The organism is Brevundimonas sp. NPDC058933 (genome assembly GCF_049315965.1).
Taxonomy (GTDB): Bacteria; Pseudomonadota; Alphaproteobacteria; order Caulobacterales; family Caulobacteraceae; genus Brevundimonas.
Genome location: NZ_JBMOSL010000002.1, coordinates 406,763 through 433,461, shown reverse-complemented (window position 1 = coordinate 433,461; position 26,699 = coordinate 406,763). Strand labels below are relative to the sequence as shown.

17 protein-coding genes are annotated in these 26,699 nt (G+C 68.8%); 12 read left to right on the top strand and 5 right to left on the bottom strand.

Going from position 1 to position 26,699, the window contains the following annotated elements; genetic code table 11:
* Nucleotides 1-84 precede the first annotated feature (84 nt).
* Together proB and ACOZBP_RS08045 are read left to right on the top strand one after the other, a co-directional pair.
* Nucleotides 85-1,248 (top strand): glutamate 5-kinase, encoded by a 1,164-nt coding sequence (gene proB / locus ACOZBP_RS08050; RefSeq protein WP_422675884.1) that lies wholly within the window; start codon nt 85-87, stop codon nt 1,246-1,248.
* Nucleotides 1,245-2,507 (top strand): glutamate-5-semialdehyde dehydrogenase, encoded by a 1,263-nt coding sequence (locus tag ACOZBP_RS08045; RefSeq protein ID WP_422675883.1) that lies wholly within the window; start codon nt 1,245-1,247, stop codon nt 2,505-2,507. Before proB ends, ACOZBP_RS08045 begins: the two co-directional genes overlap by 4 nt.
* A 205-nt stretch (nt 2,508-2,712) precedes the next feature.
* On the opposite strand, the gene ACOZBP_RS08040 is transcribed toward ACOZBP_RS08045, so the two are convergent.
* A complete protein-coding gene (locus ACOZBP_RS08040) occupies nt 2,713-5,163 on the bottom strand; it encodes a membrane-bound PQQ-dependent dehydrogenase, glucose/quinate/shikimate family (protein ID WP_422675882.1) in 2,451 nt (816 codons plus the stop codon).
* A 139-nt stretch (nt 5,164-5,302) separates the two neighbouring features.
* Complete coding sequence (locus ACOZBP_RS08035; RefSeq protein WP_422675881.1) at nt 5,303-8,113, bottom strand: M16 family metallopeptidase; 2,811 nt, start codon at nt 8,111-8,113, stop codon at nt 5,303-5,305.
* A 262-nt stretch (nt 8,114-8,375) separates the two neighbouring features.
* Between ACOZBP_RS08035 and ACOZBP_RS08030 the strand changes: the two genes are divergently transcribed.
* Genes ACOZBP_RS08030 through ligD form a run of 4 tightly spaced genes read left to right on the top strand, consistent with a single transcriptional unit; the run spans nt 8,376 to nt 18,328 of the window.
* Nucleotides 8,376-9,809 carry an NAD(P)-dependent oxidoreductase gene (locus ACOZBP_RS08030; RefSeq protein ID WP_422675880.1) on the top strand — a complete coding sequence of 478 codons (1,434 nt, stop codon included), beginning with the start codon at nt 8,376-8,378 and terminating at the stop codon, nt 9,807-9,809.
* The gene (gltB, locus tag ACOZBP_RS08025; RefSeq protein ID WP_422675879.1) at nt 9,806-14,332 is read left to right on the top strand and encodes a glutamate synthase large subunit; all 4,527 of its coding nucleotides are present in this window, start codon (nt 9,806-9,808) and stop codon (nt 14,330-14,332) included. Before ACOZBP_RS08030 ends, gltB begins: the two co-directional genes overlap by 4 nt.
* A gap of 42 nt (nt 14,333-14,374) precedes the next feature.
* Nucleotides 14,375-15,703: an ammonium transporter gene (locus ACOZBP_RS08020; protein ID WP_422675878.1), complete on the top strand. Its 1,329-nt coding sequence runs from the start codon at nt 14,375-14,377 to the stop codon at nt 15,701-15,703.
* A 57-nt stretch (nt 15,704-15,760) separates the two neighbouring features.
* Nucleotides 15,761-18,328: a DNA ligase D gene (gene ligD, locus ACOZBP_RS08015; RefSeq protein ID WP_422675877.1), complete on the top strand. Its 2,568-nt coding sequence runs from the start codon at nt 15,761-15,763 to the stop codon at nt 18,326-18,328.
* On the opposite strand, the gene ACOZBP_RS08010 is transcribed toward ligD, so the two are convergent.
* The gene (locus ACOZBP_RS08010; RefSeq protein ID WP_422675876.1) at nt 18,325-19,236 is read right to left on the bottom strand and encodes a LysR substrate-binding domain-containing protein; all 912 of its coding nucleotides are present in this window, start codon (nt 19,234-19,236) and stop codon (nt 18,325-18,327) included. The genes ligD and ACOZBP_RS08010 overlap by 4 nt on opposite strands.
* A gap of 87 nt (nt 19,237-19,323) precedes the next feature.
* On the opposite strand from ACOZBP_RS08010, the gene ACOZBP_RS08005 reads away from it, so the two are divergent.
* From ACOZBP_RS08005 to ACOZBP_RS07995, 3 genes are all read left to right on the top strand, one after another.
* Nucleotides 19,324-20,358, top strand: coding sequence for an aldo/keto reductase (locus ACOZBP_RS08005; RefSeq protein WP_422675875.1), 1,035 nt, complete (start codon nt 19,324-19,326; stop codon nt 20,356-20,358).
* Nucleotides 20,359-20,375: 17 nt separating this feature from the next.
* Nucleotides 20,376-21,563, top strand: a complete 1,188-nt coding sequence (locus ACOZBP_RS08000; RefSeq protein WP_422675874.1) for an MFS transporter — start codon at nt 20,376-20,378, stop codon at nt 21,561-21,563.
* A gap of 90 nt (nt 21,564-21,653) precedes the next feature.
* On the top strand, nt 21,654-21,836 hold the full coding sequence (locus ACOZBP_RS07995; RefSeq protein WP_422675873.1) for a DUF3606 domain-containing protein: 183 nt from the start codon (nt 21,654-21,656) through the stop codon (nt 21,834-21,836).
* Here ACOZBP_RS07995 and ACOZBP_RS07990 read toward each other — a convergent pair whose 3' ends face one another.
* Nucleotides 21,837-22,676 carry a Ku protein gene (locus tag ACOZBP_RS07990; protein WP_422675872.1) on the bottom strand — a complete coding sequence of 280 codons (840 nt, stop codon included), beginning with the start codon at nt 22,674-22,676 and terminating at the stop codon, nt 21,837-21,839. It abuts the gene before it with no gap.
* Between the two features lie 98 nt (nt 22,677-22,774).
* On the opposite strand from ACOZBP_RS07990, the gene ACOZBP_RS07985 reads away from it, so the two are divergent.
* Nucleotides 22,775-23,425 (top strand): DUF1345 domain-containing protein, encoded by a 651-nt coding sequence (locus ACOZBP_RS07985; protein WP_422675871.1) that lies wholly within the window; start codon nt 22,775-22,777, stop codon nt 23,423-23,425.
* Here ACOZBP_RS07985 and ACOZBP_RS07980 read toward each other — a convergent pair.
* Nucleotides 23,409-23,825, bottom strand: a complete 417-nt coding sequence (locus ACOZBP_RS07980; protein WP_422675870.1) for a winged helix-turn-helix transcriptional regulator — start codon at nt 23,823-23,825, stop codon at nt 23,409-23,411. The two genes, ACOZBP_RS07985 and ACOZBP_RS07980, sit on opposite strands and share 17 nt — an antisense overlap.
* 113 nt (nt 23,826-23,938) lie before the next feature.
* Between ACOZBP_RS07980 and ACOZBP_RS07975 the strand changes: the two genes are divergently transcribed.
* Entirely contained in the window at nt 23,939-24,694 is a 756-nt protein-coding gene (locus ACOZBP_RS07975; protein WP_422675869.1) for an SDR family oxidoreductase, read from the top strand.
* A gap of 356 nt (nt 24,695-25,050) precedes the next feature.
* Nucleotides 25,051-26,544 carry a DEAD/DEAH box helicase gene (locus ACOZBP_RS07970; RefSeq protein WP_422675917.1) on the top strand — a complete coding sequence of 498 codons (1,494 nt, stop codon included), beginning with the start codon at nt 25,051-25,053 and terminating at the stop codon, nt 26,542-26,544.
* The last annotated feature ends 155 nt before the right edge of the window (nt 26,545-26,699 follow it).

The window sequence follows — 26,699 nt, the reverse complement described above, 5'->3', positions numbered from 1 at the left end:
CGGGCGTTTTCTTTTGAACCCTGACGCATGATTTTGACTGTTCGAGGCGTGACCGCAGACCGATTGATGCTCTAGGACAGGGTCATGATCCTGCCCGCCGCGCCCTCCCCCGCCGCCGAGACGTCGCCCGCGACCGCGCTGGCGCACGCGCGTCGCGTTGTGGTCAAGATCGGCTCCTCCCTGCTCATCGATCACGCGACGCGCGCCGTGGCCCGCGACTGGCTGGCCTCCCTGGCCGGCGACATCGCCGCTCTGCGCCAGCAAGGGCGGGAGGTCATCGTCGTCTCCTCCGGCGCCGTGGCCCTGGGGCGCGGACGGCTGAACAGCGCGCCCGGTCGGCTGCAGGACAAGCAGGCCGCCGCCGCCGTCGGCCAGACCCTGCTGATGCACGCCTGGGAAGAGGCCCTTGCCCCTCATGGCCTGATCACCGCCCAGATCTTGCTGACCCGCGATGACACCGAACGCCGCCGCCGCTGGCTCAACGCCCGCGCCACGGTCGAGGCCCTGCTGGCCCACGGCGTCGTTCCCGTGGTCAATGAAAACGACACAGTCGCCACCGAGGAAATCCGCTACGGCGACAACGACCGTCTGGCCGCTCGCGCAGCGCAACTGGCCCGCGCCGACCTGCTGATCCTGCTGTCCGACGTCGACGGCCTCTACACCGCCGACCCGCGCCGCAATCCCGAGGCTCGCCACCTGCCTCTGGTCGAGACGCTCGACCCGGAGATTCTCAGCATGGCCACAGGGCCGAACACGACGGCCGGGGTGGGCGCCGGCGGCATGGCCACCAAGCTGGCGGCGGCCCAGATCGCGCGCTCGGCTGGCTGCGCCACCGTCATCGCCTCAGGCCTGACGCCGCATCCGCTGAAGGCCGTCGCTGAGGGCGCCCGCGCCACCCTGATCACCGCCCCGGCCACGCCGCTGGCCGCCTGGAAACAGTGGATCGCCGGCAGCATGGCCCCCGGCGGCGCGCTGACCCTGGACGAGGGCGCCGTTCACGCCCTGAAATCCGGCAAGAGCCTGCTGCCCTCGGGCATAGCCTCGGTCAGCGGCGCGTTCGAGAAAGGCGACAGTCTGCGACTGCTCGACCCATCCGGCGCCGTCGTCGGCGTCGGCCTGGCCGCCTATCCCGCCGACGAGATCGCTCTGATCAGGGGCCGTCATTCCGACGAGATCGAGACCCTGTTGGGCTATCGCGGCCCCTCGGTCGTGATCCACCGCGACGACCTGGTGCTGGAAACCCGATGACCGACATCCATGCCCTCATGCTCGACATGGGCCGCCGCGCCCGCGCTGCCGCCGACGCCCTTCGCGCCACCACGCCGGACACCCGCACCACCGCCCTGATCCTCCTCGCTCAGGGCCTGCGGGCCGCCGAGGCCGACATCCTGTCGGCCAACGCCCGCGACATCACCAACGCCCGCGCCTCGGGCCTCACCGAGGCTCTGATCGACCGTCTGGCCCTGACCCCCGCCCGCGTCGAGGGCATGGCCGTGGCCGTCGAGACCATCGCCGCCCAGCCTGATCCCGTCGGCGCCGAGATGGCGCGCTGGACCCCCGCCAACGGTCTGGACATCGCCCGCGTCCGCACGCCCATCGGCGTGCTGGGCGTCATCTTTGAGAGCCGGCCCAATGTCACCGCCGACGCCGCCGCCCTGTGCATCCGCTCGGGCAACGCCGCCATCCTGCGCTGCGGCTCGGACTGTCTGGAATCCTCGCGCGCCATCGCCGCCGTGGTCGCCCGCGCCGTCGCGGAGGCCGGCCTGCCCGCCGACGCCATCCAGCTGGTGCCGATCCCTGATCGCGAGGCGGTCGGCGCCATCCTCTCGGGTCTCGACGGCGCCGTCGACCTGATCATCCCGCGCGGCGGCAAGAGTCTGGTCGCCCGCGTTCAGGCCGAGGCCAAGGCCCCGGTGCTGGGCCACCTGGAGGGCCTGTGCCACACCTATCTGGACGCCGCCGCCGACCTCGACGTCGCCCGCCGCGTCGTCGTCAACGCCAAGATGCGCCGCGTCTCGGTCTGCGGCGCCACCGAGACCCTGCTGGTCGATCGCGCCGCCGCCGAGCGCCTGCTGCCCGCCGTCGCTGCTGACCTCATCGCCGCCGGCTGCGAACTGCGTGGCGACGCCGAGACCCGCGCCCTCCTCCCCGAGGCCGCCGCAGCCGTCGAAGCGGACTGGACCACCGAATACCTGGCCCCCATCCTGTCGGTGCGGGTCGTGGACGGCGTGGACGGCGCGGTCGAGCACATCCGGGCTTACGGCTCAGGCCATACCGAGGCCGTCATCACCACCGACGCGGAGGCCGCCGAACGTTTCGCCAATGGCGTCGACAGCGCCATTGTCCTGATCAACGCCTCGACCCAGTTCGCCGACGGCGGCGAGTTCGGCTTCGGCGGCGAGATCGGCATCTCAACCTCCAAGCTGCACGCCCGCGGCCCCGTCGGCGCCGAGCAGCTGACCACCTACAAGTACGTCGTGCGCGGCCGGGGCCAGACCCGGCCGTAACCCTCCGTCATCCCGGCCCAGCGGAAAGCCGCGCCGAGCGGGGACCGCCACCCACTCACCGCCTGTGTCTTGAGCGGTCCCGGATAACGGCTCCGCCGTTTCCGGGATGACGCGGAACGAGAGGCCACAGCCCAAGCCCCGACCTCTCCACTATTCTTTACGGGCCTCAAGTAGCGCGAAGCGCGATAGGCCCCAGAAAGAATGCTTATGCGCCCCCTGCGGGGAGCGCATAAGCGATCACATAGTCGCCCTCGGGCGTCTCCATGAAGTGGTGCCCGCCGGCCATGATGACCAGATACTGACGGCCGTTCTGCTCATAGATCATCGGATTGGCCTGACCGCCCGCCGGCAGGACGTCGGACCAGACCGTCTTGCCCGTCTCGATGTCGATGGCGCGGATCAGGTCATCGGTCGCAGCCGCAATGAAGATCAGCCCGCCCGCCGTCACCGCCGCGCCGCCATTGTTCGGCGTGCCGATCTCGACCGGCAGCATCGACGGGATGCCGAACGGCCCATTCTTGCGCGCCGTGCCGAAGGGACGATCCCAGAGGGTGCGACCGGTCTTCAGGTCGATGGTGCGGATGCCGCCATAGGGGGGCTGCTTGCACAGCAGACCCGTGAACTTCACCCGCCAGCCGGCGTTGACGTCGATGGCGTAGGGTACGCCGATCTGGGGATCGCCGGCGCCCTCGGCCTTGGACTTGGAAAGATTGCCGCCGCGGTTGGCCGCCTCCTTCTCGCGCTCGATATAACGGGGGTCGTCGCGCGGGAACCAGCCCAGACGATCGGCCTCGGCGCGCGGCACCAGACGGTTGTGGTTGGGCATGTCGTTGTAGTTGGCGACGATCACGCCGCGCGCCGGATCGACCGCCACGCCGCCCCAGTCCGAACCGCCGTTATAGCCCGGATACTGGATGAAGGGCCGGTCCGCCGTCGGGGGGGTGAAGTAGCCCTCATAGGCCGCCTGACGGAACTGGATGCGGCAGAACATCTGGTCGATCGGCGACATGCCCCACATGTCACGCTCGGTCAGTTCCGGCTTCCTCAGCGTGTGGAACAGGGAGAAGGGCTGGGTCGGGCTGCGTTGCGAGGGCTCGACTCCGCCCTGCGGCACGCGGCGCTCTTCGACCTTGTGCAGCGGCTGGCCGGTGCGGCGATCCAGAATATAGAGGTCGCCCTGCTTGGACGGCAGGACCACGGCCGGGACCAGGCCCGCCGCCGTCGGCATGTCCACCAGGGTCGCCTGAGAGCCCAGATCATAGTCCCAGACGTCCTTGCGCACGGTCTGGAAATGCCAGCGCGGCTTGCCCGTCGTGACGTCCAGCGCCACCAGCGAGGTCGAGTATTCATTCTCGGCCGGACGGCGCAGGCCCGAATAATAGTCCGCCGCCGAGTTGCCCATGGGCAGGAAGACCAGGCCCAGGGCCTCGTCCGCCGTCGCCGTGGTCCACATGTTGGGCGTGCCGGGCGTATAGGTCTGACCGGCGGGCGGTAGGGTGGTGATGTCCGGCCGCATCATGTCCCAGGCGAAGCGCAACTGGCCGGTCACGGCGTCAAAGCCCTGGATGACGCCCGAGGCGTTCCAGCGCTTCTGTCCGTCCAGAACCTGATGCCCGGTGACGATCACGCCGCGCACGATGACCGGCGCCGAGGTGATGGAGACCATGCCCGGATAGGGATCGCCCATGCCGGCCTTGATGCTGACCGCGCCATTGCTCCCGAAGCCGGCGCAGGGGACCCCGGTGCGGGCGTCCACAGCGATCAGCCGACCGTCCAGCGTGCCTTCGATGATCCGCGTGGCGCAGGGTTGGGCCGCGTCGACATTGGGCGTGGCGAAATAGGTCACCCCCCGGCAGGCGGCGGTATAGGGGATCTGGTCGTCCGCGACCTGGGGATCATAGGTCCACTTCTGCTTGCCCGTGGTCGCGTCGAGCGCGAACAGCCGGTTGCGACCCGAGCAGAGATACAGGGTGTCGCCGATCTTCAGCGGCGTGGTCTCGGCCCCGAAGAGCTCGCCCGGCAGGTCGCCGGTGCGGAAGGTCCAGGCGCGTTGCAGCCCCTTCACATTGTCCTTGTTGATCTGGGTCAGCGGCGAATAGCGCTGGGCGCTGTCGGCCCCGCCATAGGCCGGCCAGTCGGCGCCCGTCCTGATCATGGCCGGGTCGCCGATCCCGCCCTGCCCCATGGCCGGGACCGGGCTATCCACCCGCGCCTTGTTGGCCTGGGCCACCACGACGCCCGAGATCAGACCCATTACGACGATCAGGCCGATCCCGCCGAGCGCCAGCTTGCCGCCTCCGCCTTCCCGTTTCAGGGCGGGGAAGGAGAGGACCACCAGAACCAGAAGCACCAGAGGCGCGATCACGCGCGGCACCAGGGCCCAGCCGTTCAGTCCCACCTCCCACACGGCCCAGATCGCCGTGCCGATGAAGATGAGGATATAGAGCCAGGCGCCGGCTGTTCTAAGCAATGCCAGCAGTCCGCCCGACAGGATCATCAGCAGGCCGACGATCAGGTAGTAGGGCGACCCGCCGAGCATGATCAACTGGCCGCCGCCGATGGCCAGGGTCAAACCGATCAGGGCGATGACCACCCCCAGCAATCGCACCAGGGCGCTGCCGAACCCGCCTTTGCGCCTGCGTTCAATGGATGGCATGTCGCACTACTCCGAGGTTCAGCTTGGCCATGGGCTCAACACCCCCGAAACCAAGCCGTTCCCAAAAGCGGCGAAACAACGGCCAGGAAAAAGGGCGACGCCGCAGCGCCGCCCTTTCCCGTTCGTCAGGCCTGTTCCGTCAGTTGACGGGGCGGCCCTCGATATCCACCACCTGCACCTCGCCCAGGTTCAGGGCGCGGATCTTGGGCTCGATGGCGGCGCGATCGCCGACCACGACCCAGGTCGTCGGGCCGTCGCCGACGATGGCGCGCGCCGCGACCGAAGCCGACTGCGGCGTCGTCGCGTTCACCCCGGCGGCGTATCCGTCATAGTAGTTCTCCGGCAGGCCGAAGACGACCATCTGGGTCAGATCGCCCATGACCGAGGCGTTGGTCTCCCAGTCGCCCGCCATGCCCTGGATCAGGTTGGCCTTGACCGCGCTCAGCTCGGCTTCCGTCACCGGACGCGAACCGACCACTTCGCTGAGTTCACGACGGACTTCGGCCGCGCTCTCGGCGGTCTTGTCGGCCTGCACCGCCGCCGTCGCCGCGAACAGGCGCGGGCCGTTGGCCGTGCGCACGCCGGCGCCGGCGCCATAGGACCAGTGCTTGTCCTCACGCAGGTTCATGTTGATCCGGCTGGTGAAGGCGCCGCCCAAGGCGGTGTTGAAGGCCACCTGCGAAGGCTGGGCTGCGGCGTCGAAGGCCGGAGCCAGACGACCCGCCGTGATGATTGACTGCGGACCCGCGCGATCCACGATCAGCACGCGGGGCTTGGCGGGCGCGGTCGCCGTCACGACCGGCGCCTTGACCGGCAGAGGCGTCGAAGGCGCGCGCCATCCGCCGAGGGCTCGCTCCAACTGGGCCGTCAACTCAGCCATGCCTACGTCGCCGACGACCACCAGGGTGGCGTTGTCGGGGCGGAACCAGGTGTCATGGAAGGCCTCGGCGTCCGCCGGGGTCAGCCCTGCCACTGACTGCTCCGTCCCCGAGGTCGGGCGGCCGTAGGGGCTTTGCGGCCCATAGACGTCGGCGGCCAGGATGCGGTTGGCGATGGCGCCGGGGCTGCGGTTCGCCTGCTGGATGCCCGAAACCTGCTGCGCCTGGGCGCGAGCGAAGTCAGCCGGGCGGAAGGCCGGATTCTCGATCACATCGGCGAACAGATCGAGCGAGGGCGCCAGACGCGACGTCAGCGCCGTCAGCGACACCGAGCTGTAGTCCGTCGCCGAGCCTGCGCCGAGCGTGGCGCCCAGCAGTTGGGTGCGATCGCTGATCTCCAGGGCGTCCAGGGTCTTGGTGCCGTTGGTCATCACCGCTGGGGCCAGTTGGGCGATCCCCGCCTTGTCAGCGCCGTCAGCCGCAGACCCGGCGTTGACGATCAGGTTCATGCTCACCGTCGGCACGCCGTCGCGCGAGGCCAGCAGAACCTTCAGACCATTCGACAGGGTGGCGCGTTCGATGTCGGGGAAGTCGGCCGCCGGCACGGCGCCCGGCGTCGGCACGCCCTTCGAGCGATCGACGTCCGTCGCCGCGACCTTGTAGTCAGGGAAGGGCAGGACCGACAGGGCATAGCTGCCGTCGGTCAGCCAGGCGCGGCCGGCCGCTGTCAGGTCGGCGGGGCGCGCCGCCAGGATACGTTCATAGCTCGCCTTCCAGGCGCCGGGATCGCCCAGATAGACCTGGCTCTCGGCCAGGATGTCGGACTTGCCGCCAAAGCCGCCGATCCGCTCGGAGCCGCGGATGAAGGCCGCGCCGACGTTGGTGCGGGCGCGCTCCAGCTCGTCGGCGGTCGGGCCGTCGCGCAGCAGCTTGGTCATTTCCTCGTCGACTATGGCTTCGATCCGGCCCAGGTCCTGGCCAGGCTTGGCGGTGACCATGACCAGGAATTGGCTGCCGATCTCGGCTTCCGAGTTGAAGGCGCCGACCGAGGTCGCGATCTGGTCGTCAAACACCAGACGCTTGTAGAGACGCGAGTTGCGGCCGCTCGACAGCACCTGGCCCAGCATACCCAGATAGTCGGCTTCGGCTGTGCCGGTCGGCGGCGTGTTCCAGACCTTGTAGAGGCGCGGCTGGCCGACGCGGTCATACATGGTCTCGCTCTGAGCGCCGGTCATCTTGGCGATCATCTGGTTGGCGTGGGTTACCGGCGGGCCCGACGGGATGTCGCCGAAGTAGCGCTCGACCTTGGCCTTGGCCTCCTCTGGGGTGATGTCGCCGGCCAGGACGATGACGGCGTTGGCCGCGCCGTAGTAGTCACGGAACCAGGCCTTCACCGTATCCAGGTCCGCCGCGTTCAGGTCGTCCATCGAGCCGATGACCGTGTGGCCGTAGGGGTGGTCCGCCGGATAGGTGGCGTTGGTGATGGCGTCCCAGACGCGGCCATAGGGCTGGTTCTCGCCCTGGCGCTTCTCGTTCTGAACCACGCCGCGCTGCTCATCCAGGCGGGCCTGGTCGATGGCGCCCTGCAGATGGCCCATCCGGTCGCTTTCCAGCCACAGGATGGAATCGAGCGCCGAGGTCGGCACGTTCTGGAAATAGTTGGTGCGGTCGGTGTTGGTGGTGCCGTTCTGGTCGGTCGCGCCCAGCAGCTCCGTGCCCTTGAAGAAGTCGTTGTTGTAGTTCTCCGACCCGTTGAACATCAGGTGTTCGAACAGGTGGGCGAAGCCCGAACGGCCCACCGGCTCGTTCTTGGACCCGACGTGATACCAGATGTTCACCGCCACGATCGGCGCCTTGTGGTCCTCATGGACGATCAGGGTCAGGCCGTTGGACAGCACCATCTTGGTGAAGGGGATGTCCACGTCGGGAAGGGCCGGAAGCGCAGCGGCGGCCCGGCTCTGGGCGGCTGTCGCGGCGGGTGCGGCCGGCAAGGGATTGGCTTGAGCGGCGGCGGCCAGAAGGCTGACGGCGGCCCCGCCCAACAGGGCCAGGCGGCGTGCGGTGATGGTCATGATGTCCCCCAATGCGATCTCGCGATGGCGAGACCGTAACGCCGCTATTCCGTCAGAAACGAATCTTTCAAAAATTTAATGCGATCGGGTCTCGGCGACGTGGGTCGGCCACCTAGAAAACATGCTGCGACGCACACCAATAATCGGTCGCAACATGCGTCGATAGCCGTCAAGATCACCGCATCATGCCCAATGTCATCATTTTTGGGCTTTGCTACGGAAAATATTTGCACAACCGCCTCATGTTTCGCTTAATGAGCGGATGCAAAAAGGCGGACGATCCAACCCTGGCGGTTTCCTGATTGAACAGCGGCGGCTTGAAAAACAGCCCGCTGAGCTGCGCGTACGCGCCTTCACGGAGATCACGCTCAAACCGACCGCCGACAGCGGGACGGTCCAGGCGTCGCGTTGCACCGATTGCGGCGTGCCTTTCTGCCAGAACGCCTGCCCGCTTCAGAACAACATCCCCGACTGGCTGGCCCTGTCGGCGGACGGCGACCTGCGCGAGGCCTGGCGCGTCGCCTCGGCCACCTCTACCATGCCCGAGATCTGTGGTCGCATCTGTCCGCAGGACCGCCTGTGCGAAGGCGCCTGCACCCTGCAACAGTCGGGCTGGGACGGGGTCACCATCGGCTCGGTCGAGGCCTGGATCGCCGACACCGCCTTCGACAACGGCTGGGTCGAGCCCATCCGCCCCCTGGCCGAGCGCGCCCAGAGCGTCGCCATCGTCGGCTCAGGTCCCGCCGGCATGGCCGCCGCCGACCGCCTGCGCAGCGAAGGCTATCAGGTCACCGTCTATGACCGCCACGACCGCGCGGGCGGCCTGCTGACCTACGGCATCCCCGGCTTCAAGCTGGAGAAGCGCATCGTTCAGCGCCGCATCGACCGCCTGATCGAGGGCGGGGTCGAGTTCGTGCTCAACACCTCGGTCGGGGTCGATGTCTCGATGGACGAGCTGCGGTCGCGCCATGACGCCGTCCTGCTGGCCATGGGCGTCTATCAGGCCCGCACCCTCAGCGTCCCCGGTCGTGGGCCGAACGACACCGTCGCCGCGCTCGACTTTCTGATCGCCCAGAACCGCGTCGATTGCGGCGACGCCGTCGACGCCTCCGCGCCCCATGCGGCCGGTCGCGACGTCGTCGTCGTCGGCGGCGGCGACACGGCCATGGACTGCGTTCGCACGGCCATCCGACAGGGCGCGAACAGCGTCATATGCCTGTATCGCCGCGACCGCGAGAACATGCCCGGTTCCGCCCGCGAGGTGCAAAACGCCGAGGAAGAAGGCGTCCGCTTCGAATGGCTGGGCGCGCCCAAGGCCCTGATGTCCAGGGGCGAGGCCGTGACCGCCGTCCGCGCCCAGCGCATGGCCCTGACCGAAGCGGCCCCTGGCGGCCGCCGCGACATCGCCCCGGTCGCCGGCTCCGACTTCGACCTGCCCGCCGACCTGGTGATCGAAGCCCTGGGCTTCGAGCCCGAGCCCTTCGCCGAGCAGATCGACGCCGGCCTCGGCCTGAGCAAATGGAACACCCTGCAGGTGGCGCATGGCGGTTTCACCACCACCCTGCCCGGCGTGTTCGCCGCCGGAGACGCCGTGCGCGGCGCCTCCCTCGTCGTCTGGGCCGTGCGCGACGGCCAGGACGCTGCGGCCGAGATCGATCGTTACCTGCGCGCGCGTACCGAGGAAGCCGCCGCATGACCGACGCAATCCAACAGACCTGGCTGGCCCAGTACCAAGAGAACCGCGCCCGCCTGATCGAGGGCGGCGCCTATGATCCGTCGTCGGAACGCGACGCCTGCGGCGTGGGCCTGGTCTGCGCCATCGACGGCAAGCCCCGGCGCGAGATCGTCGAGATGGCCATCCAGTCGCTGAAGGCCGTGGCCCACCGCGGCGCGGTCGACGCCGACGGCCTGTCCGGCGACGGCGCCGGCATCATGATCGAACTGCCCCAGGCCTTCTTCGCCGCCCAGGTGCGCGCGGTCGGCCAGACCCTGCGCCCCGGCCCCATCGCGGTTGGCCAGGTCTTCCTGCCGCGCACCGACCTGGGCGCCCAGGACCACGCCCGCGCCATCGTCGAGACCGAGGCCATCCGTTCGGGCTTCTACATCTACGGCTGGCGTCAGACGCCGATGGACCTGTCCGTCGTGGGCGTGCGCGCCGACGCCACCCGCCCCGAGATCGAGCAGATCATGCTGGCCGCTCCGGAAGGCATGGAGATCGAGGAACTGGAGCGCGAGCTCTTCCTGTGTCGCCGCCGCATCGAAAAGGCGGTGCAGGCGTCCGGTCTGAACGGCTTCTACCTCTGCTCCCTGTCGGCCCGCTCCATCGTCTACAAGGGCATGGTCCGCGCCGAGCTGCTGGGTCAGCTGTATCACGACCTGAACGACCCCACCGTCGTCGCCGGCTACGCCGTCTTCCACCAGCGCTACTCGACCAACACCTTCCCCGAGTGGAAGCTGGCCCAGCCCTTCCGCATGCTGGCTCACAACGGCGAGATCAACACGCTTCAGGGCAATCTGAACTGGATGCGCAGCCACGAGATCCGCATGGCGGCCTCGGCCTTCGGCGACCGCGACCATGAGGTCAAGCCGGTGGTCCAGCCGGGCGGTTCGGACTCGGCGGCCCTGGACAATGTGTTCGAGGTCCTGGTCCGCGCCGGGCGCCCCGCCCCCCTGGCCAAGGCCCTGCTGGTGCCCGAGGCCTGGTCCTCGGACGACGTGGTGATGAAGCCCGAGCACCGCGCCCTCTACGCCTACTGCAATGCGGTCATGGAGCCGTGGGACGGCCCCGCCGCCCTGTGCGCCGTCGATGGCCGCTGGGTCGTGGCCGGCAAGGACCGCAACGGCCTGCGTCCCCTGCGCGCCGTCGAGACCGTCGACGGCCTGCTGCTGGCCGGCTCGGAAGCCGGACTGGTTCCCCTGCCCGAGGGTCGCATCAAGCGCCGCCTGCACATCGGCCCGGGCAAGCTGATCGCCGTCGATCTGAAGCACGGCCGCATCTACGACGAACATGAGGCCGTCGACGCCCTGGCCGCCGCCCAGCCCTATTCTGACTGGCTGGACAACATGGTTGATCTGGAGCCCATCATCGGCCCCGGCCCCGAACCGCGCGCCGCAGTCGGCGAGGCCCTGATCCGCCGCCAGATCGCCGCCGGCTTCAGCCGCGAGGATCTGGACCTGCTGCTGGACGCCCTGGTCCGCGACGGCAAGGAGGCGGTCGGTTCGATGGGCGACGACGCCCCGCCCGCCGTCCTGTCCAGCCTGCCGCGCCCCCTGGCCCACTACTTCCGCCAGAACTTCAGCCAGGTCACCAACCCGCCCATCGATCCCCTGCGGGAAGCGGGAGCCATGAGCCTGAAGACCCGCTTCAAGAACCTGGGCAACATCCTGGCCCAGGACGAGGCCCAGACCGAGGTCTTCGTGCTGGACAGCCCGGTCCTGACCACCGGCATGTATCAACGCATGCTGGGCGTCATCGCCGACGGCTCGACCACGGTGATCGACTGCACCTACCCGCTGCCCGCCGAAGATGACCGCCCCGGCGCGGGTCTGCGTCAGGCCCTGGACCGCATCCGCGACGAGGCCGAGGCCGCCGCCCGCGAAGGCGCCACCCTGATCGTGCTGACCGACGAACACGCCTCTGCCGAACGCCTGGCCGCGCCCATGATCCTGGCCACCGCCGGGACGCACGGTCGCCTGACCGACGCAGGCCTGCGCACCTATTGCTCGCTGGTCGTCCGCTCGGCCGAGACCCTGGACCCGCATGCCTTCGCCGTTCTGGTCGGGGTCGGCGCCACCGCCGTCAATCCGTGGCTGGCGCAGGAGCTGTTCCAGGAACGACTGGATCGCGGGGCCTATCCAGGCCTGACGCTTCACGACGCCTGCCTCAACTACAAGCACGGCATCGAGGCCGGCCTGCTGAAGGTGCTGGCGCGCAAGGGCATCAGCGTCATCTCCGCCTATCGCGGCGGCTGCGAGTTCGAGGTCCTGGGCCTGTCGCGCGCCCTGGCCGCCGAGTTCTTCCCCGGCGCTCCGTCGCGCATCTCCGGCATCGGTCTGGCCGGCCTGGAGCAGGCGGCGCTCAAGCGCCATGCCCTGGCCTTCGGCGCGGCGGTCCCCTCTCCCTCAATGGGCGGCTTCTTCCGCATCCGTGCGGGCGGCGAGGCCCACGCCCATGACGCCAGGACCATCCACCTGTTGCAGGACGCGGTGAATCGCGGCGACTACAAGCGCTTCAAGCAATACTCCGCCGCCGTCCGCGAGCAGCCGGACCTGGCCCTGCGCGACCTGCTGGACTTCAAGGAGGGCCTGACCCCGGTCCAGCTGCACGAGGTCGAGAGCGTCTCGGACATCCGCCGCCGCTTCCTGTCCCAGGCCATGTCGCTCGGCGCCCTCAGCCCTGAGGCGCATGAGACCCTGAACATCGCCATGAACCGGATGGGCGCTCGCGCCGTGTCCGGCGAGGGCGGCGAGGACCCGGCGCGCTACCTCCCCCGTCCGAACGGCGACAACGCCAACTCCGCGGTCAAGCAGGTGGCCTCGGGCCGTTTCGGCGTCACCGCCGAATACCTGAACCAGTGCCGCGAGATCGAGATCAAGGTGGCCCAGGGCGCCAAGCCCGGCGAAGGCGGCCAGCTGCCCGGCTTCAAGGTCACGGAGTTCATCGGCCGGATGCGCCACGCCGTCCCCGGCACGACGCTCATCAGCCCCCCGCCTCACCACGACATCTATTCGATCGAGGATCTGGCCCAGCTGATCTACGACCTGAAGGCGATCAATCCCGACGCCAAGGTCACGGTCAAGCTGGTCTCGGCCACCGGCATCGGCGCCATCGCCTCCGGGGTGGCCAAGGCCAAGGCCGACGCCATCCTGATCGCCGGCCACAACGGCGGCACGGGCGCCTCGCCCCAGACCTCGGTCAAGCACGCCGGCATGCCCTGGGAGATCGGCCTGGCCGAGGCGCATCAGGTCCTCAGCCTGAACCATCTGCGCTCCTCGGTGTCCCTGCGCGCCGACGGCGGCATCCGCACGGGCCGGGACGTGGTCATGGCCGCCCTGCTGGGGGCCGAGGAATACGGCATCGGCACCTCGGGCCTGATCGCCATGGGCTGTCTGATGGTGCGCCAGTGCCATTCCAACACCTGCCCCGTCGGCGTCTGTTCGCAGGACGAGCGCCTGCGCGCCAAGTTCACCGGCACGCCCGAGAAGGTGGTCAACCTCTTCACCTTCATCGCCGAGGAGGTCCGCGAAATCCTGGCCTCCATCGGCGCCCGCACCATCGATGAGATCGTCGGCCGCACCGACCTGATGCGTCAGACGCGGCGCGGCGGCACACATCTGGACGACTTGGACCTGAACCCCCTGCTGATGAAGGTCGACGTCGACCGTCCGGGCCGCTGGGCCGACAAGGTCCGCCGCCCGGTGCCTGACAGCCTGGACGCCCTGGTGCTGAAGGACGCCAGGCCCTTCCTGGAGCGCGGCCAGACGCTGGAACTGTCCTATCCGCTGAACAACACCCAGCGCACAGCGGGCGCCGGCGTCTCATCCGCCATCGTCCGCCGCTTCGGCCCGGAGGGTCCGCAAGGCCGTCTGAAGCTGAAGCTGGAAGGCATCGCGGGTCAGAGCTTCGGCGCATTCGGGGCCAAGGGCCTGATCCTCGACGTCACCGGCGAGGTCAACGACTACGTCGGCAAGGGTCTCTCCGGGGCCGACATCCACGTCCGCCCCTATGAGTGGCGGGCCGAGCAGCAGATCTGCGGCAACACCACCCTTTACGGCGCCACCTCCGGCCGTCTGTTCGTGGCGGGCGCGGCGGGCGAACGCTTCGCCGTCCGCAACTCCGGCGCCGAGGCCGTGGTCGAAGGTCTGGGCGCGCACGGTTGCGAATACATGACCGGCGGCCGCGTCGTGGTGCTCGGCGCGGTCGGCTGGAACCTGGCGGCGGGCATGAGCGGCGGCGAACTGTTCGTTCTGGATGCTGATGGCCGCGCCGCTCAGGCGCTGAACGGCGACATGGCCGGGGTCGGTCGCATCGACGCCGAGGCCGAGGCCCGTCTCAAGACCCTGATCCAGGGCCACGTCAGCGCCACCGCCTCGCCTCTGGCCCGGCGCATCCTGGCCGACTGGTCGACGTTCTCGCCCCGCTTCGTCCGCATCGCGCCCAAGACCGTCCTCGCCGCCGAGGCTCTCAACACCGACGTCAGGCTGGCCCAACCGGCCTGACGTCGCCTTCCTTTTCACCTGCGTCTTCTCCCCGAGACCTTCATGAACCCATCGACGATCGCCCGGGCCGCAGCCATCTGTTGCGGCCTTGTCGCCATGGCCCTTGCGGCGCCCGCCCTGGCTGCAGCGCCCCCCGATCTGCTGGCGCATCAGGTCCCCCTGGCGCTGGACGGCGCCGGCACGGCCTGGATCCTGACCTCGACGGCCCTGGTGCTGATGATGACCCTGCCGGGTCTGGCCCTCTTCTACGGCGGCATGGTCAGGAAGAAGAACCTGATCGCCACCATCGCCCATTCGACGGCCGCCATGGCCATCGTCACTGTCCTCTGGTTCGTCGCCGGCTACACCCTGTCCTTCGGCACCAGCGACGGCCCAGCCAACGGCTTCATCGGCAGCTTCCAGGCCCTGTTCCTGAACGGCGTCGGGGTGAAGACCGCCCACGCCCTGACCCCCGGCCTGCCCGAGTTCCTGTGGATCGGCTATCAGCTGACCTTCGCCATCATCACCCCGGCCCTGATCGCGGGCGCCTTCGCCGAGCGCATCAAGTTCTCGGCCAGCGTCCTCTTCTTCACCCTGTGGCACCTGATCGTCTATGCGCCGATCTGCCATCAGGTCTGGGGCGGCGGCTGGATGGGCGAGATGGGCGTGCTCGACTTCGCAGGCGGGGCCGTGGTCCACGTCAATGCGGGCGTGGCCGGTCTGGTCTGCGCCATCGTGCTCGGCCCGCGTCACGGCTGGGGTCGCGACAACATGGCCCCCCACAACCTGGCCTTCACCGCCATCGGCACAGGCCTGCTGTTCGTCGGCTGGATGGGCTTCAACGGCGGTTCGGCCGCAGGCGCCAATGAGATCGCCGCCGTCGCCGTCTTCAACTCCCTGTTGGCCCCCGCCGCCGCCGCCGTCGGCTGGATCGCGGTGGAGTGGACGCTGAAGAAGAAGCCGACCCTGCTGGGCCTGCTGACCGGCGTGGTCGCGGGCCTGGTCGCCATCACCCCCGCCGCCGGCTTCGTCGACCCCAGGGGCGCCTTCTTCATCGGCCTGATCTCGGGTCCGGTCGCCTATGTCGGCGCCGTCTGGCTGAAACATAAGCTCAAGTACGACGACAGCCTGGACGCCTTCGGCGTGCACGGCATCGCCGGCATCGCGGGCGCCCTGCTGACCGGCGTCTTCGCCAACGCCGCCATCAATCCCCTGGCCGAGGGCGCGACAGTGTGGAAACAGGCCATCGGCCTGGGCGGCGCCATGCTCTGGAGCGCGGTCGGCACCTTCGTCGTGCTGATGATCTGCAAATACACCGTCGGCCTGCGCGTCGAGAAGGAGGCCGAGATCGAGGGCCTCGACTACAGCCAGCACGGCGAGGCCATGCACTAGGACATCGACGGGCGGGAGAGGCATGAAGCCTTCCCCGCCCCTCTGCGTTCAGGCGGTATGAGCGCACGCGGCGAACTGGACACCTATCAGGCCAAGCGAAACTTCGGCGTCACGCCGGAGCCGAAAGGCCGCAAGGCCAAGTCACGCCAGAGCGGCCTGCGCTATCTGATCCAGCGCCACGCCGCCACGCGCCTGCACTACGACTTCCGCATCGAGCACGACGGCGTGCTGAAGTCCTGGGCCGTGACCAAGGCGCCGTCGCGCGACCCCCACGTCAAACGCCTGGCGGTCGAGGTCGAGGATCACCCGTTGGACTACGGCGGCTTCGAGGGGACCATCCCCGCCGGCAACTATGGCGCGGGCACGGTGCAGATGTGGGACGTCGGCGAATGGCGCCCCCAAGACGCGGACAAGGACGCCGACCTGGACGCGGCCTTCAAGAAGGGCGTGGTCAAGCTGACCCTCGACGGCGAACGGCTGAAGGGCGGCTGGGCCCTGATCCGGCTCAAGTCCGATCGCGGCAAGCCCTCCAAAAGAGCCAACTGGCTGCTGGTCAAGGAGAAGGACGAGTTCGCCGTCGACGGCGAGGGCGACGCCCTGGCCGAGATCGACGCCTCGATCACCACCGGCCGCAGTCTGGCGGAAATCGCCGAGGGCCAAACCCAATGGGCCGCTTCCAGGGCCACAGGCCGCACGGCCCCGCCCAAGCCCAGGCCGACCCCGGCTCTGGGGTCCAAAACCGGAAAGCCCCGCCCCTTCATCCCCATCCAGTTCGCCAAGGTGGCGGATCACCCGCCCCCCGGTCCGGGCTGGGTGCACGAGATCAAGTTCGACGGCTACCGCATCCAGATCTCGGTCGGCGGCGGTAAGGCCGTGCTGCGCACCCGCAACGGCCTGGACTGGACCGACCGCTTTCCGGCCCTGGCGAAACAGGCCGCGACCTGGCCCGACGGCGTCATCGACGGCGAGCTTTGCGCCCTGAACCCCGACCACATGCCCGACTTCTCGGCGCTCCAGTCCGCCATCTCGGACGGGCGGACCGACGACCTGGTCTACTTCGCCTTCGACCTGCTGTTCGAGGGTGACGAGGATCTGCGCGCCAAGCCGCTGTCGCACCGCAAGGCCCGGCTTCAGGCCTATTGCGACCGGGTGGGCAGTTCGGGTCCCGGCCTGCGCTTTGTCGAGCATTTCGCCTCATCGGGCGAGGCCGTGCTGGTCAGCGCCTGCCGCATGGACCTGGAAGGCGTCATCTCCAAGAAGCTGGACGCGCCCTACAAGGCGGGTCGCACCGCGACCTGGCTCAAGTCGAAGTGCCGGGGCCGCGACGAGGTGGTGATCGGCGGCTGGTCGTCCGAAGGCGGCGCGCGTCTGCGCTCCCTGCTGGTCGGCGTGCAGGATGAGGGCGGCCTGCGTTACATGGGCCGGGTCGGCACGGGCTTCTCGGCCATACTGACCAAGACCCTGCTGCCGGCGCTCAAGGCGGCGGGCGCCGCGAAAACCCCCTTCGTCGGGGCCGGCGCGCCCAAGGGCGGAAAGGACATCCACTGGCTGAAACCCGTCCTGGTGGCCGAGATCGAACACGCAGGCGTCACCGAAGGCGGTTCTGTCCGGCAGGCCGCCTACAAGGGTCTGCGCGAGGACAAGCCCGCCGCCGAGGTCACGGCCGAACCCCAGCCCCCCGCCTCGGCCCCCGCCGCCCGGGACGCGCCCACGGCGCGCGGCGGCAAGGGCAAGCTGGTCGTCGCCGGCGTCGCCATCTCCAATCCGGACAAGGTGCTCTGGCCCGCCCACGACGGCGCCCCGCCCATCACCAAGGGCGAACTGGTCCGCTACTATGAGCTGGCGGCCGAGCGCATCCTGCCCCACGTCGCCGACCGCCCGGTGTCGATCATCCGCGCCCCGGAAGGCATCGAGGGCGAGCGCTTCTTCCAGCGCCACGCCATGCCCGGCCACAATCCCCGGCTGAAGCTGATCGACGTGAAGGAGCGCAAGCCCTACGTCGGCGTCGTCGATGTCGGCGGCCTGGTCGCCATCGGCCAGTCGGGCGGGCTGGAGCTGCATCCCTGGGGCTGCAAGCCCGGCGATCCGGAAACCCCGGATCAGATCACCTTCGACCTCGACCCGGACGAGGGACTGGATTTCGACGACGTCATCGCCGCCGCCAAGCTCCTGAAACCCCGCCTGGAGGCGCTGGGCCTGACGCCCTTCGTCAAGACCACCGGCGGCAAGGGTCTGCACGTGGTCGTCCCGATCAAGGCCGACGCCCGCAGCCGCATCGACTGGGACGCCGCCAAGGCCTTCGCCAAGGGGGTCTCGGAGGCGATGAAGACCGACCATCCCGACCGCTTCACCACCGCCCTGGCCAAGAAGGCGCGCGGCGGAAAGATCTTTCTCGACTACCTGCGCAACGGCCGCATGGCCACCGCCGTCGCCCCCTGGTCGCCCCGCGCCCGCCCCGGCGCCGGCATCGCCTTTCCCCTGGCCTGGGACCAGGTGAAGCCCCGGCTCGACCCCAGGGCCTTCAACCTGCGCACCGCCGCCGACCTGTTGCAGACCCCAGATCCGTGGGCCGGCTTCCGATCCTCTGCCGCGTCGCTGAGGCCCGCCATCCGAAAGCTGGGCTAGCGCCCCAGCTGTTCAGCCAGGAAATCGACGAAGACCCGCACCCGCGCCGGCGTATTGGCCCCGCCGACGAAGACTGCGTGAATCCGCTCCTCGTCGCCGGGATTGAAGTCCTCAAGCAGGGGGACCAGCCGACCGGCCGCCACGTCGTCCACCACGCTGAAGGCGCCGACCCGCGTCACCCCCACCCCATCGACGGCCAACTGGCCCAGGGTCTCGCCGTTGTTGGCCTCGACATTGCCCTTCACCGACAGGGCGAATTCCTGACCGTCACGCACGAATGGCCAGACCGGCTCGGCGCGCCGGAAGTTGAAGTTCAGGCAGTTGTGGTCGTGCAGGTCCTCGGGAACCCTCGGCGCTCCTCGCCGCGCCAGATAGTCCGGCGAGGCCACGATCATGCGCCGCGTCACCCCGATCTTGCGCGCGGTCAGGCCGCTGTCCGCCAGAGGGCCGAAGCGCACCGCCACGTCCGCCTGCCCCGCCGCCACGTCGACCACCACATCGGTCAGGTTGATGTCGACCAGAATATGCGGATAGCGCGCCACGAACGCCCCCAGCAGGGGCACGACGCACAGCCGCCCATGCGACAGGGAGGCGCTGACCCTGAGGCGCCCGCGCGGCGCGCCCTGGTCGGCGATGGCCTGCTCGGCGTCGTCCAGATCGGACAGGATGCGCCGCGCCGCCCCCAGATAGGCCTGCCCCTCCGGCGTCAGGGTCAGGGTCCGCGTCGTGCGCAGCATCAGCCTCACCCCCAGGCGCGCCTCGATCCGGTCGATGGTGCGGCTGACGGCGGACGGGGTCAGGTCCAGATCGCGCCCGGCGGCCGAGAAGCTGCCGCGCGCCGCCACGGCTGAAAAGACGACCATCTCGCGCGCCCGATCGGCGCCGCCCGGCTGCATCTTTGCGTTCATTTCAAAAATCCTTGGCCTGAACCGCCTCTAACGCGCACAGGCGCCGCCGTCCATCTGTGCCGCCTGGAACAGAAAGAAGAGACCGTCATGGACTATCGTCAACTCGGATCGTCAGGCCTGCGCGTGCCGGTCCTCAGCTTCGGCACCGGCACCTTCGGCGGTTCCGGCCCGCTGTTCGGGGCCTGGGGCAATAGCGATGTGACGGAGGCGCGGCGGCTGGTCGACATCTGCCTGGAGGCCGGGGTCAACCTGTTCGACACCGCCGACGTCTATTCCGACGGCGCCTCGGAAGAGGTGCTGGGCCAGGCCATCAAGGGCCGCCGCGACCAGGTGCTGATCTCGACCAAGACCGGCCTGCCGACCGGCGACGGCCCAGGAGACTGGGGCGTATCGCGCAGCCGCCTGATCCGCGCCGTCGAGGACGCCCTGCGCCGTCTCGGAACCGATCACATCGACCTGCTGCAACTGCACGCCTTCGACGCCTCTACCCCGGTCGAGGAGCTGCTGGCGACGCTGGATATGCTCGTGACCTCCGGCAAGGTCCGCCACACCGGCGTCTCCAACTATCCCGGCTGGGCGCTGATGAAGGCGCAAGCCGCCGCCGACCGCGACGCCCGCCCCCGCTTCGTCGCCCATCAGGTCTACTATTCCCTGATCGGCCGCGCCTATGAGGCCGACCTGATGCCGCTGGGCGCCGATCAGGGCGTCGGCGCCCTGGTGTGGAGCCCGCTGGGCTGGGGCCGCCTGACCGGCAAGATCCGTCGCGACGCCCCCATCCCCGAGAGCAGTCGCCTGCATCAGACGGCCGCCTTCGCCCCGCCGGTCGAGGACGAACACCTGTACCGCGTGGTCGACGCCCTGGACGTCGTCGCCGCCGAGACCGGCAAGACCGTGCCCCAGGTGGCCATCAACTGGCTGCTGCACCGCCCGACCGTCTCCTCGGTCATCATCGGCGCCCGCAACGAGGAACAGCTGCGTCAGAACCTCGGCGCCGTCGGCTGGAGCCTGACGCCCGAACAGGTCGCCGTTCTCGACGCCGCCAGCCACATCCTGCCGCCCTATCCCCACACCCCCTATCGCCAGCAGGAAGGGTTCGCCCGCCTGAACCCGGCCCTGGTCTGAGCCAAGGTTTCCTCCCCATGAAACTCAATCCTCCCCTTCTGGCCTTGGCGGTCGGCGCCTTCGGCATCGGCGTCACAGAGTTCGCCCCCATGGGCATGCTGCCCGTCATCGCCGGCGACCTGGGCGTCTCGATCCCGGCGGCGGGCCTTCTGGTCAGCGCCTATGCCTTCGGCGTCCTGGTCGGAGCGCCGCTGATGACCCTTACCACCGGCCGCGTGCCGCGCCGGACCCTGCTGATCGGCCTGATGGGCGTCTTCACCCTGGGCAATCTGCTGTCGGCCGTCGCGCCCGAGTACTGGAGCCTGATGGCGGCGCGGGTCGTGACCTCATTCAACCACGGGGCCTTCTTCGGCGTCGGCTCCATCGTCGCGGCCAGCGTGGTGGCGCCGAACAAGCGAGCCGGCGCGGTGGCGGCCATGTTCATGGGCCTGACCATCGCCAACATCACCGGGGTGCCTCTGGCCGCCTGGGCCGGCGAGACCCTGGGCTGGCGCGCCTCCTTCTGGGGCATAGCGGGGCTCGGCGCCCTGGCCATGATCGCCCTGCGCCTGACCCTGCCCCACGGTCGGGTCGAGGCCGCGACCGACGGCGGCGCCATGAAGGCCGAACTGGCGGTGCTGAAACGCGGCCCGGTGCTGGCGGCCCTGGCCCTGACCGTCATCGGCTCCAGCGCAATGTTCACCGTCTTCACCTACATCGCGCCGATCCTGAAGGAACAGACCCTGGCCTCCAGCGCCTTTGTCACCGCCATGCTGGTCACCTATGGCCTGGGCCTGACGCTCGGCAACTGGCTGGGCGGGCGCTTCGCCGATCGGTCGGTGGACCGCACCCTGGTCATCACCCTGGCCAGCCTGGCCGCCCTGCTGGTCCTGTTCGCCGTGGTCATGCCGTGGCAGGCGCCCGCCGCCGTGGTCATCTTCCTCTGGGGCGTGGCCAGCTTCGCCCTGGTGCCGCCGTTGCAGATGCGGGTGATGACCGCCGCTGGCGACGCGCCCAACCTGGCCTCGGCCATGAACATCGGCGCCTTCAACCTGGGCAACGCCATCGGCGCGGCTCTGGGCGGGGCGGTCATCGGCCTCAACCTCGGCTATCCGGCCGTGGCCCTGGCCGGGGCGGCGATGGCGGCCTCGGGCCTGATCCTGGTCCTGCTGCTGGTCCGCCGCGAGGCCCGCACCGCGGCGGCGACAGCTCCGGCCTGCGGCTAGACGAAAAGACGGCCCTTCCTTCACCCGAAGGAGGGGCCTTTTCGCCGCCTTGGTGCTAGTCTTTGTCTTTACGGATCAAGGGACACCCTCATGGCGGGCCTCAAGGACAAGCGCGGCTTCATCGACAAGGATCGGATCGACCTGTCCGAGCGTCAGTCCGTCGAATACTTCATGAAGCGCTGGGGCGTGACCAGGGACCAGATCACCGCCGCCCACCGCAAGGTCGGCCGCATGACCAAGGACATCGCCGCCGAACTGGGCAAGAAGCGCTGATCATCCGGCCTTCTTCTTCGGCGCGGCCTTCTTGGCGGCAGACTTGGCGGGCGCCGCTTTCGACGCCGGGCCCTTCAAGCTGGCCTTCAGCGCCGCCATCAGGTCGATGACATTGGTGTCGTCCGGTTCGGCCACCGCCACCACGCCCTTGCCGCCCTTCTGTTTGGCCTTGATCATTTCCTTCAGCGCCTCGTCATAACCGTCGTGGAAGCGGGTCGGATCGAAGTCCGCCTCCTTCTGGCCGATGATGCGGGCGGCGATCTCCACCATGTCGGGGTCGGCCTTGACCGTCGGGATGTCATCGAAGAAGTCGTCGGCGTCCCGCACCTCGTCGTGAGCGCGCAGGGTATAGGCCACCAGGCCCTTGCCGTGGACCTCCAGCGCCAGTTGCCGCTCCTTGCCGCGCAGGACCAGCTGGCCCAGGGCGATCTTGCCCGCCGTCTTCATCGCCTCGCGGATCACGGCGAAGGCTTCGACACCCACGCCCTTCTCCGGCACCACATAGAAGGGATCGTCCCAGTACAGACGGTCGATGTCCGCCTCGTCGACGAACTGGTCGATGGCGATGGTCTTGGTGCTCTCCAGCTTCACCCTGTCGAAGTCGGCCTCGTCGAACAGGACATACTCGTCCTTGGACACCTCATAGCCCTTCACCAGGTCGGAGCGCTCGACCGGCCCTGTGTCCGGGTCGGTCGTCACCATGCGAATGCGGTTGTTGGTGGCCGGGTTGATCAGGTGAAAGCGCACGTCACTGGCGCTGCTCGTGGCGGTGTAGAGGGCGACCGGACAGGTCACCAGCGACAGCTTCAGATGTCCCTGCCAGGTGGGTCGTGCAGCCATGATCCGGTCCTCCAGCCCGGTTCAACGGGCCGGCCCGGGATTCGTTCAGACGCCACCCCGGCTCTGGCCCCCGTCGCAGAACCGCGCCATCATCCCCCATGCGCTGGATCGCCCGCCTCTACCGTCTGCACGCCGCCCTGTGGCTGGGGCTGGCGGTCCTGGTCGCGGTCATCGCCCTGACCCCGGGCCAATGGGACTGGCCGACGCGGATCGCGGCGGGATGGGGCGCGGGCGCCGGAACCTTCCTGATCGTGACCTTCGCCCGGCTGATACGCGGGCGTTCGGTCGAGGCTATTCGCAGGCGCGCCGCCGAGATGGATCAGGCGGGCGGGGCCGTCCTGCCGCTCAGCCTGCTGGCGGCGGCGGCCAGCGTCTTCATCATCGTCATGGAGGCCGCAGGCGGCAAACCTTCCGCGACCTCAGCGCTCTTCTCACTCGGCGTCATCGCCCTGTCCTGGCTGTTCGTGCACGTCATCTTCACCCTCCACTACGCCCACGAGTTCTATGCCCCGAAAGACGGGGGCAAGGGCGATCGCCAGGGGCTGATCTTCCCTGGCCAGGCCGAGGCCGACTACTGGGACTTCCTGCATTTCGCCCTGATCATCGGCGTCGCCAACCAGACCGCCGACATCCAGATCAGTAGTCAAAAGCTGCGCCGGCTCGCCACCCTGCACAGTCTGGTCGCCTTCCTGTTCAATACGGTGATCCTGGCCCTGGCCGTCAATATGGCGGTCAGCCTGCTGGGCTAATCCGGCGCGCGTCGAAGGCCTCGCGTGCAGTCTCGATCCGATCAAGGTTCTTCTCGGCCCAGGTCCAGACCCCGCAGAAGGCCTCGGCCAGGGTCAGGCCCAGATCGGTCAGGCGATAGTCCACCCGCGGCGGGATCACCGGGTGCACGGTGCGCACCACCAGACCGTCACGTTCCATCTGACGCAGGGTCTGGGTCAGCATCTTCTGGCTGATGCCGCCAACCAGATCGCCCACGCGGGTGAAACGCTGCTCGCCATGCTGCTCCAGCACCTCGAGGATCAGCATGGTCCACTTGTCCGCCACCCGGCCTATCACCTCATTGACCAGGGCCTCGACACGAGGATCGCCCGGCTCGTCGCTATGCGGCGGCGAAATTCTCGCCGGGGGAAGGTCAGCCATATCCAAATCTTTCCATGAGGTAAGTATGGCGGTTTCTGGTGCCTACTTTCCAATAGAGAGCATAGCTCATAGCTCGACCTCCAGCGCGACACCATGCGTCGAAGGAGCCCCACATGAAGATCACCGGCAACACCATCCTGATCACCGGCGGCGGCAGCGGCATCGGCCGCGCCCTGGCTGAGGCCCTGCACGCGCGGGGCAACCGCATCATCATCACCGGTCGTCGCCAGGCCCCGCTGCAAGCCGTCGCCGAGGCCAATCCCGGCATGGCCTGGGCTATCCTCGACATGGCGGACGCCGCCGCCATCCGCGTCGTCGCCGCGCGGATCGCACAGGACCATCCCGACCTGAACGTCGTCATCAACAACGCCGGCGTCATGACGCCCGAGGACCTGACAGCCGATCCCTTCTCGCTGGAGACGGCCGAGACGACCATCGCCACCAACCTACTGGGTCCGATCCGGCTGACCATGGCGCTTCTGCCCCATCTGCGGACCCGGGAAGCATCGACGGTCGTGACGGTCACCTCAGGCCTGGCCTTTGTCCCGCTGGCCGCCACGCCGACCTACAACGCCACCAAGGCCGCTATCCACTCATGGACCCAGTCGCTGCGCACCCAGCTGGCTGACACGGCGATCGAGGTGCTGGAACTGGCGCCGCCCGCGGTGGCCACCGATCTCATGCCAGGCCATGCCGACAACCCCGCCTCCATGCCGCTGGCCGACTATACGGCCGAGGTCATCGGGCTGATCGAGCGGGGCGAAACCCCGCGCGGCGAGATTCTGGTCGAACGGGTCAAACCCCTGCGCCGCGCCGAGATCGACGGGCGATACGCGCAGGTCTACGCCGCCCTGAACGGCCAGGCCTGACGCTATTCTTGCAAGGCGGCGAGCGCGCCGCCTTGACTTGGCCCTTATTGAGGCCCATCTGCGCTGCATCGCACCATGCGATGGCCGGCTTCCTGCAACGCGTGTGGGTCTTCCTCCATGAAGACCTGATTGCAGACGCAGCCGGCAAGACCTCAGAGTCATTACGTCGTCCGGACACGCGGGGCGACGCCCCGATCCACCCCGACGGCTTCATTCCGAAGCTCTATCGGGATTGGCGAGGCGTCTCTTCCAGCGTGCGTCGGGTCAAGAAGGCGGAGCCTTCTGACCGCACGCATCAAGGATGCCGCTTCGCCGCATGCGAAAGACGCTACGTGAGCAATACCACTTTTGAATCCATGGGCCTGAACAAGGCCCTCCTCCAGGCCCTTGAAGCGACCGGCTACACCAAGCCGACGCCGATCCAGGCCAAGGCCATCCCCGACGTCATGCTGGGCAAGGACCTGCTGGGCATCGCCCAGACCGGCACCGGCAAGACTGCGGCCTTCGCCCTGCCGATCCTGCATCGTCTGGCCGAGAACCGCATCGCGCCCAAGCCGCGCACCACGCGCTGCCTGATCCTGTCGCCCACCCGTGAACTGGCCACCCAGATCGCCGACAGCTTCAAGCAGTACGGCCAGCACCTGGGCTTCCGCGTCGCCGTCATCTTCGGCGGCGTCAAGTACGGCCCGCAGGAACGCGCGCTGCAACAGGGCCTCGACGTCCTGGTCGCCGCTCCCGGCCGTCTGCTGGACCACCTGCAACAGAAGACGCTGGACCTGTCGCAAACGGAAATCTTCGTCCTCGACGAAGCCGACCAGATGCTGGACCTGGGCTTCATCAAGCCCATTCGTCAGATCGTCAGCCGCATCCCGGCCAAGCGTCAGAACCTGTTCTTCTCGGCCACCATGCCGTCGGAGATCGGCAAGCTGGCCGGCGAGCTGCTGAAGGATCCGGTCAAGGTCCAGGTCACGCCGCAGGCCACCACGGTCGAGCGCATCAAGCAGTCGGTCGTCCACATCGAGCAAGGCCGCAAGCGCGCCCTGCTGACCGAGCTCTTCTCTGACTCGGCCTATACGCGCTGCCTGGTCTTCACCAAGACCAAGCACGGCGCCGACAAGGTTGCGGCCTATCTGGAAGCCGGCGGCGTCGAAGCCGGCGCCATCCACGGCAACAAGAGCCAGTCGCAACGCGAACGCGCCCTCGAAGCCTTCAAGCAGGGCAAGCTGCGCGTCCTGGTCGCCACCGACATCGCCGCCCGCGGCATCGACGTGGACAAGGTCACGCACGTCGTGAACTTCGAGCTGCCCTATGTGCCGGAAGCCTATGTGCACCGCATCGGCCGTACGGCCCGCGCCGGCGCTGACGGCACGGCGATCAGCTTCGTCGCCGGCGACGAGATGAAGCTGCTCAAGGACATCGAAAAGGTCACGCGCCAGAAGATCCCGGCCATCGACCGCCGCAACGACAAGGCCCTGGGCATGCTCGACGCCTCGATCATGGCCGCCGGCGTCAAGCAGAAGGCCACCCTGCCCGAGCGTGAAGGCCGGGGCGGGCGTGGCGGCGGCGAGGGCGGCGAAGGCCGTAACCGCAGCCGCAACCCGCGTCGCGACGGCGTCAAGCCGGAAGGCGGTGGCCAGCCGCACCGTCAGCGCAAGCCCGGCCCGGGCCGCGACCGCACCCACCACGCCGAGCGCCCGGCCGCCGTCTATGATCCGATGGCGGGCGAGCGTCCGAAGTCCTCGCCCCGCGCGACCCCCTCGGCCGAGCCCAAGCCGGTCGGTGAGATGCAGCGCCGTCCGCGCAGCCGTCGCCCGTCCAACGGCGGCAAGGGCTACAGCTCGCAAGGCTGATCCTTAGGATCGACGACACGACAGAAGCGCCGGGCTCTCCTCGAGAGCCCGGCGTTTTCATGTGCGCGACCCGCTGCCAGTGCTCCCGTTCCAATGGAAGGGGGCATCAAAGAAAAACGGCGGCCCCCGCAAGGGAGCCGCCGTTTCCATGTCAG

Coding starts and splice junctions, on each gene's coding strand:
- proB (WP_422675884.1), top strand. CDS start 85: ATGATCCTGCCCGCCGCGCCCTCCCCCGCCGCCGAGACGTCGCCCGCG.
- ACOZBP_RS08045 (WP_422675883.1), top strand. CDS start 1,245: ATGACCGACATCCATGCCCTCATGCTCGACATGGGCCGCCGCGCCCGC.
- ACOZBP_RS08040 (WP_422675882.1), bottom strand. CDS start 5,163: ATGCCATCCATTGAACGCAGGCGCAAAGGCGGGTTCGGCAGCGCCCTG.
- ACOZBP_RS08035 (WP_422675881.1), bottom strand. CDS start 8,113: ATGACCATCACCGCACGCCGCCTGGCCCTGTTGGGCGGGGCCGCCGTC.
- ACOZBP_RS08030 (WP_422675880.1), top strand. CDS start 8,376: ATGCAAAAAGGCGGACGATCCAACCCTGGCGGTTTCCTGATTGAACAG.
- gltB (WP_422675879.1), top strand. CDS start 9,806: ATGACCGACGCAATCCAACAGACCTGGCTGGCCCAGTACCAAGAGAAC.
- ACOZBP_RS08020 (WP_422675878.1), top strand. CDS start 14,375: ATGAACCCATCGACGATCGCCCGGGCCGCAGCCATCTGTTGCGGCCTT.
- ligD (WP_422675877.1), top strand. CDS start 15,761: ATGAGCGCACGCGGCGAACTGGACACCTATCAGGCCAAGCGAAACTTC.
- ACOZBP_RS08010 (WP_422675876.1), bottom strand. CDS start 19,236: ATGAACGCAAAGATGCAGCCGGGCGGCGCCGATCGGGCGCGCGAGATG.
- ACOZBP_RS08005 (WP_422675875.1), top strand. CDS start 19,324: ATGGACTATCGTCAACTCGGATCGTCAGGCCTGCGCGTGCCGGTCCTC.
- ACOZBP_RS08000 (WP_422675874.1), top strand. CDS start 20,376: ATGAAACTCAATCCTCCCCTTCTGGCCTTGGCGGTCGGCGCCTTCGGC.
- ACOZBP_RS07995 (WP_422675873.1), top strand. CDS start 21,654: ATGGCGGGCCTCAAGGACAAGCGCGGCTTCATCGACAAGGATCGGATC.
- ACOZBP_RS07990 (WP_422675872.1), bottom strand. CDS start 22,676: ATGGCTGCACGACCCACCTGGCAGGGACATCTGAAGCTGTCGCTGGTG.
- ACOZBP_RS07985 (WP_422675871.1), top strand. CDS start 22,775: ATGCGCTGGATCGCCCGCCTCTACCGTCTGCACGCCGCCCTGTGGCTG.
- ACOZBP_RS07980 (WP_422675870.1), bottom strand. CDS start 23,825: ATGGCTGACCTTCCCCCGGCGAGAATTTCGCCGCCGCATAGCGACGAG.
- ACOZBP_RS07975 (WP_422675869.1), top strand. CDS start 23,939: ATGAAGATCACCGGCAACACCATCCTGATCACCGGCGGCGGCAGCGGC.
- ACOZBP_RS07970 (WP_422675917.1), top strand. CDS start 25,051: ATGGGCCTGAACAAGGCCCTCCTCCAGGCCCTTGAAGCGACCGGCTAC.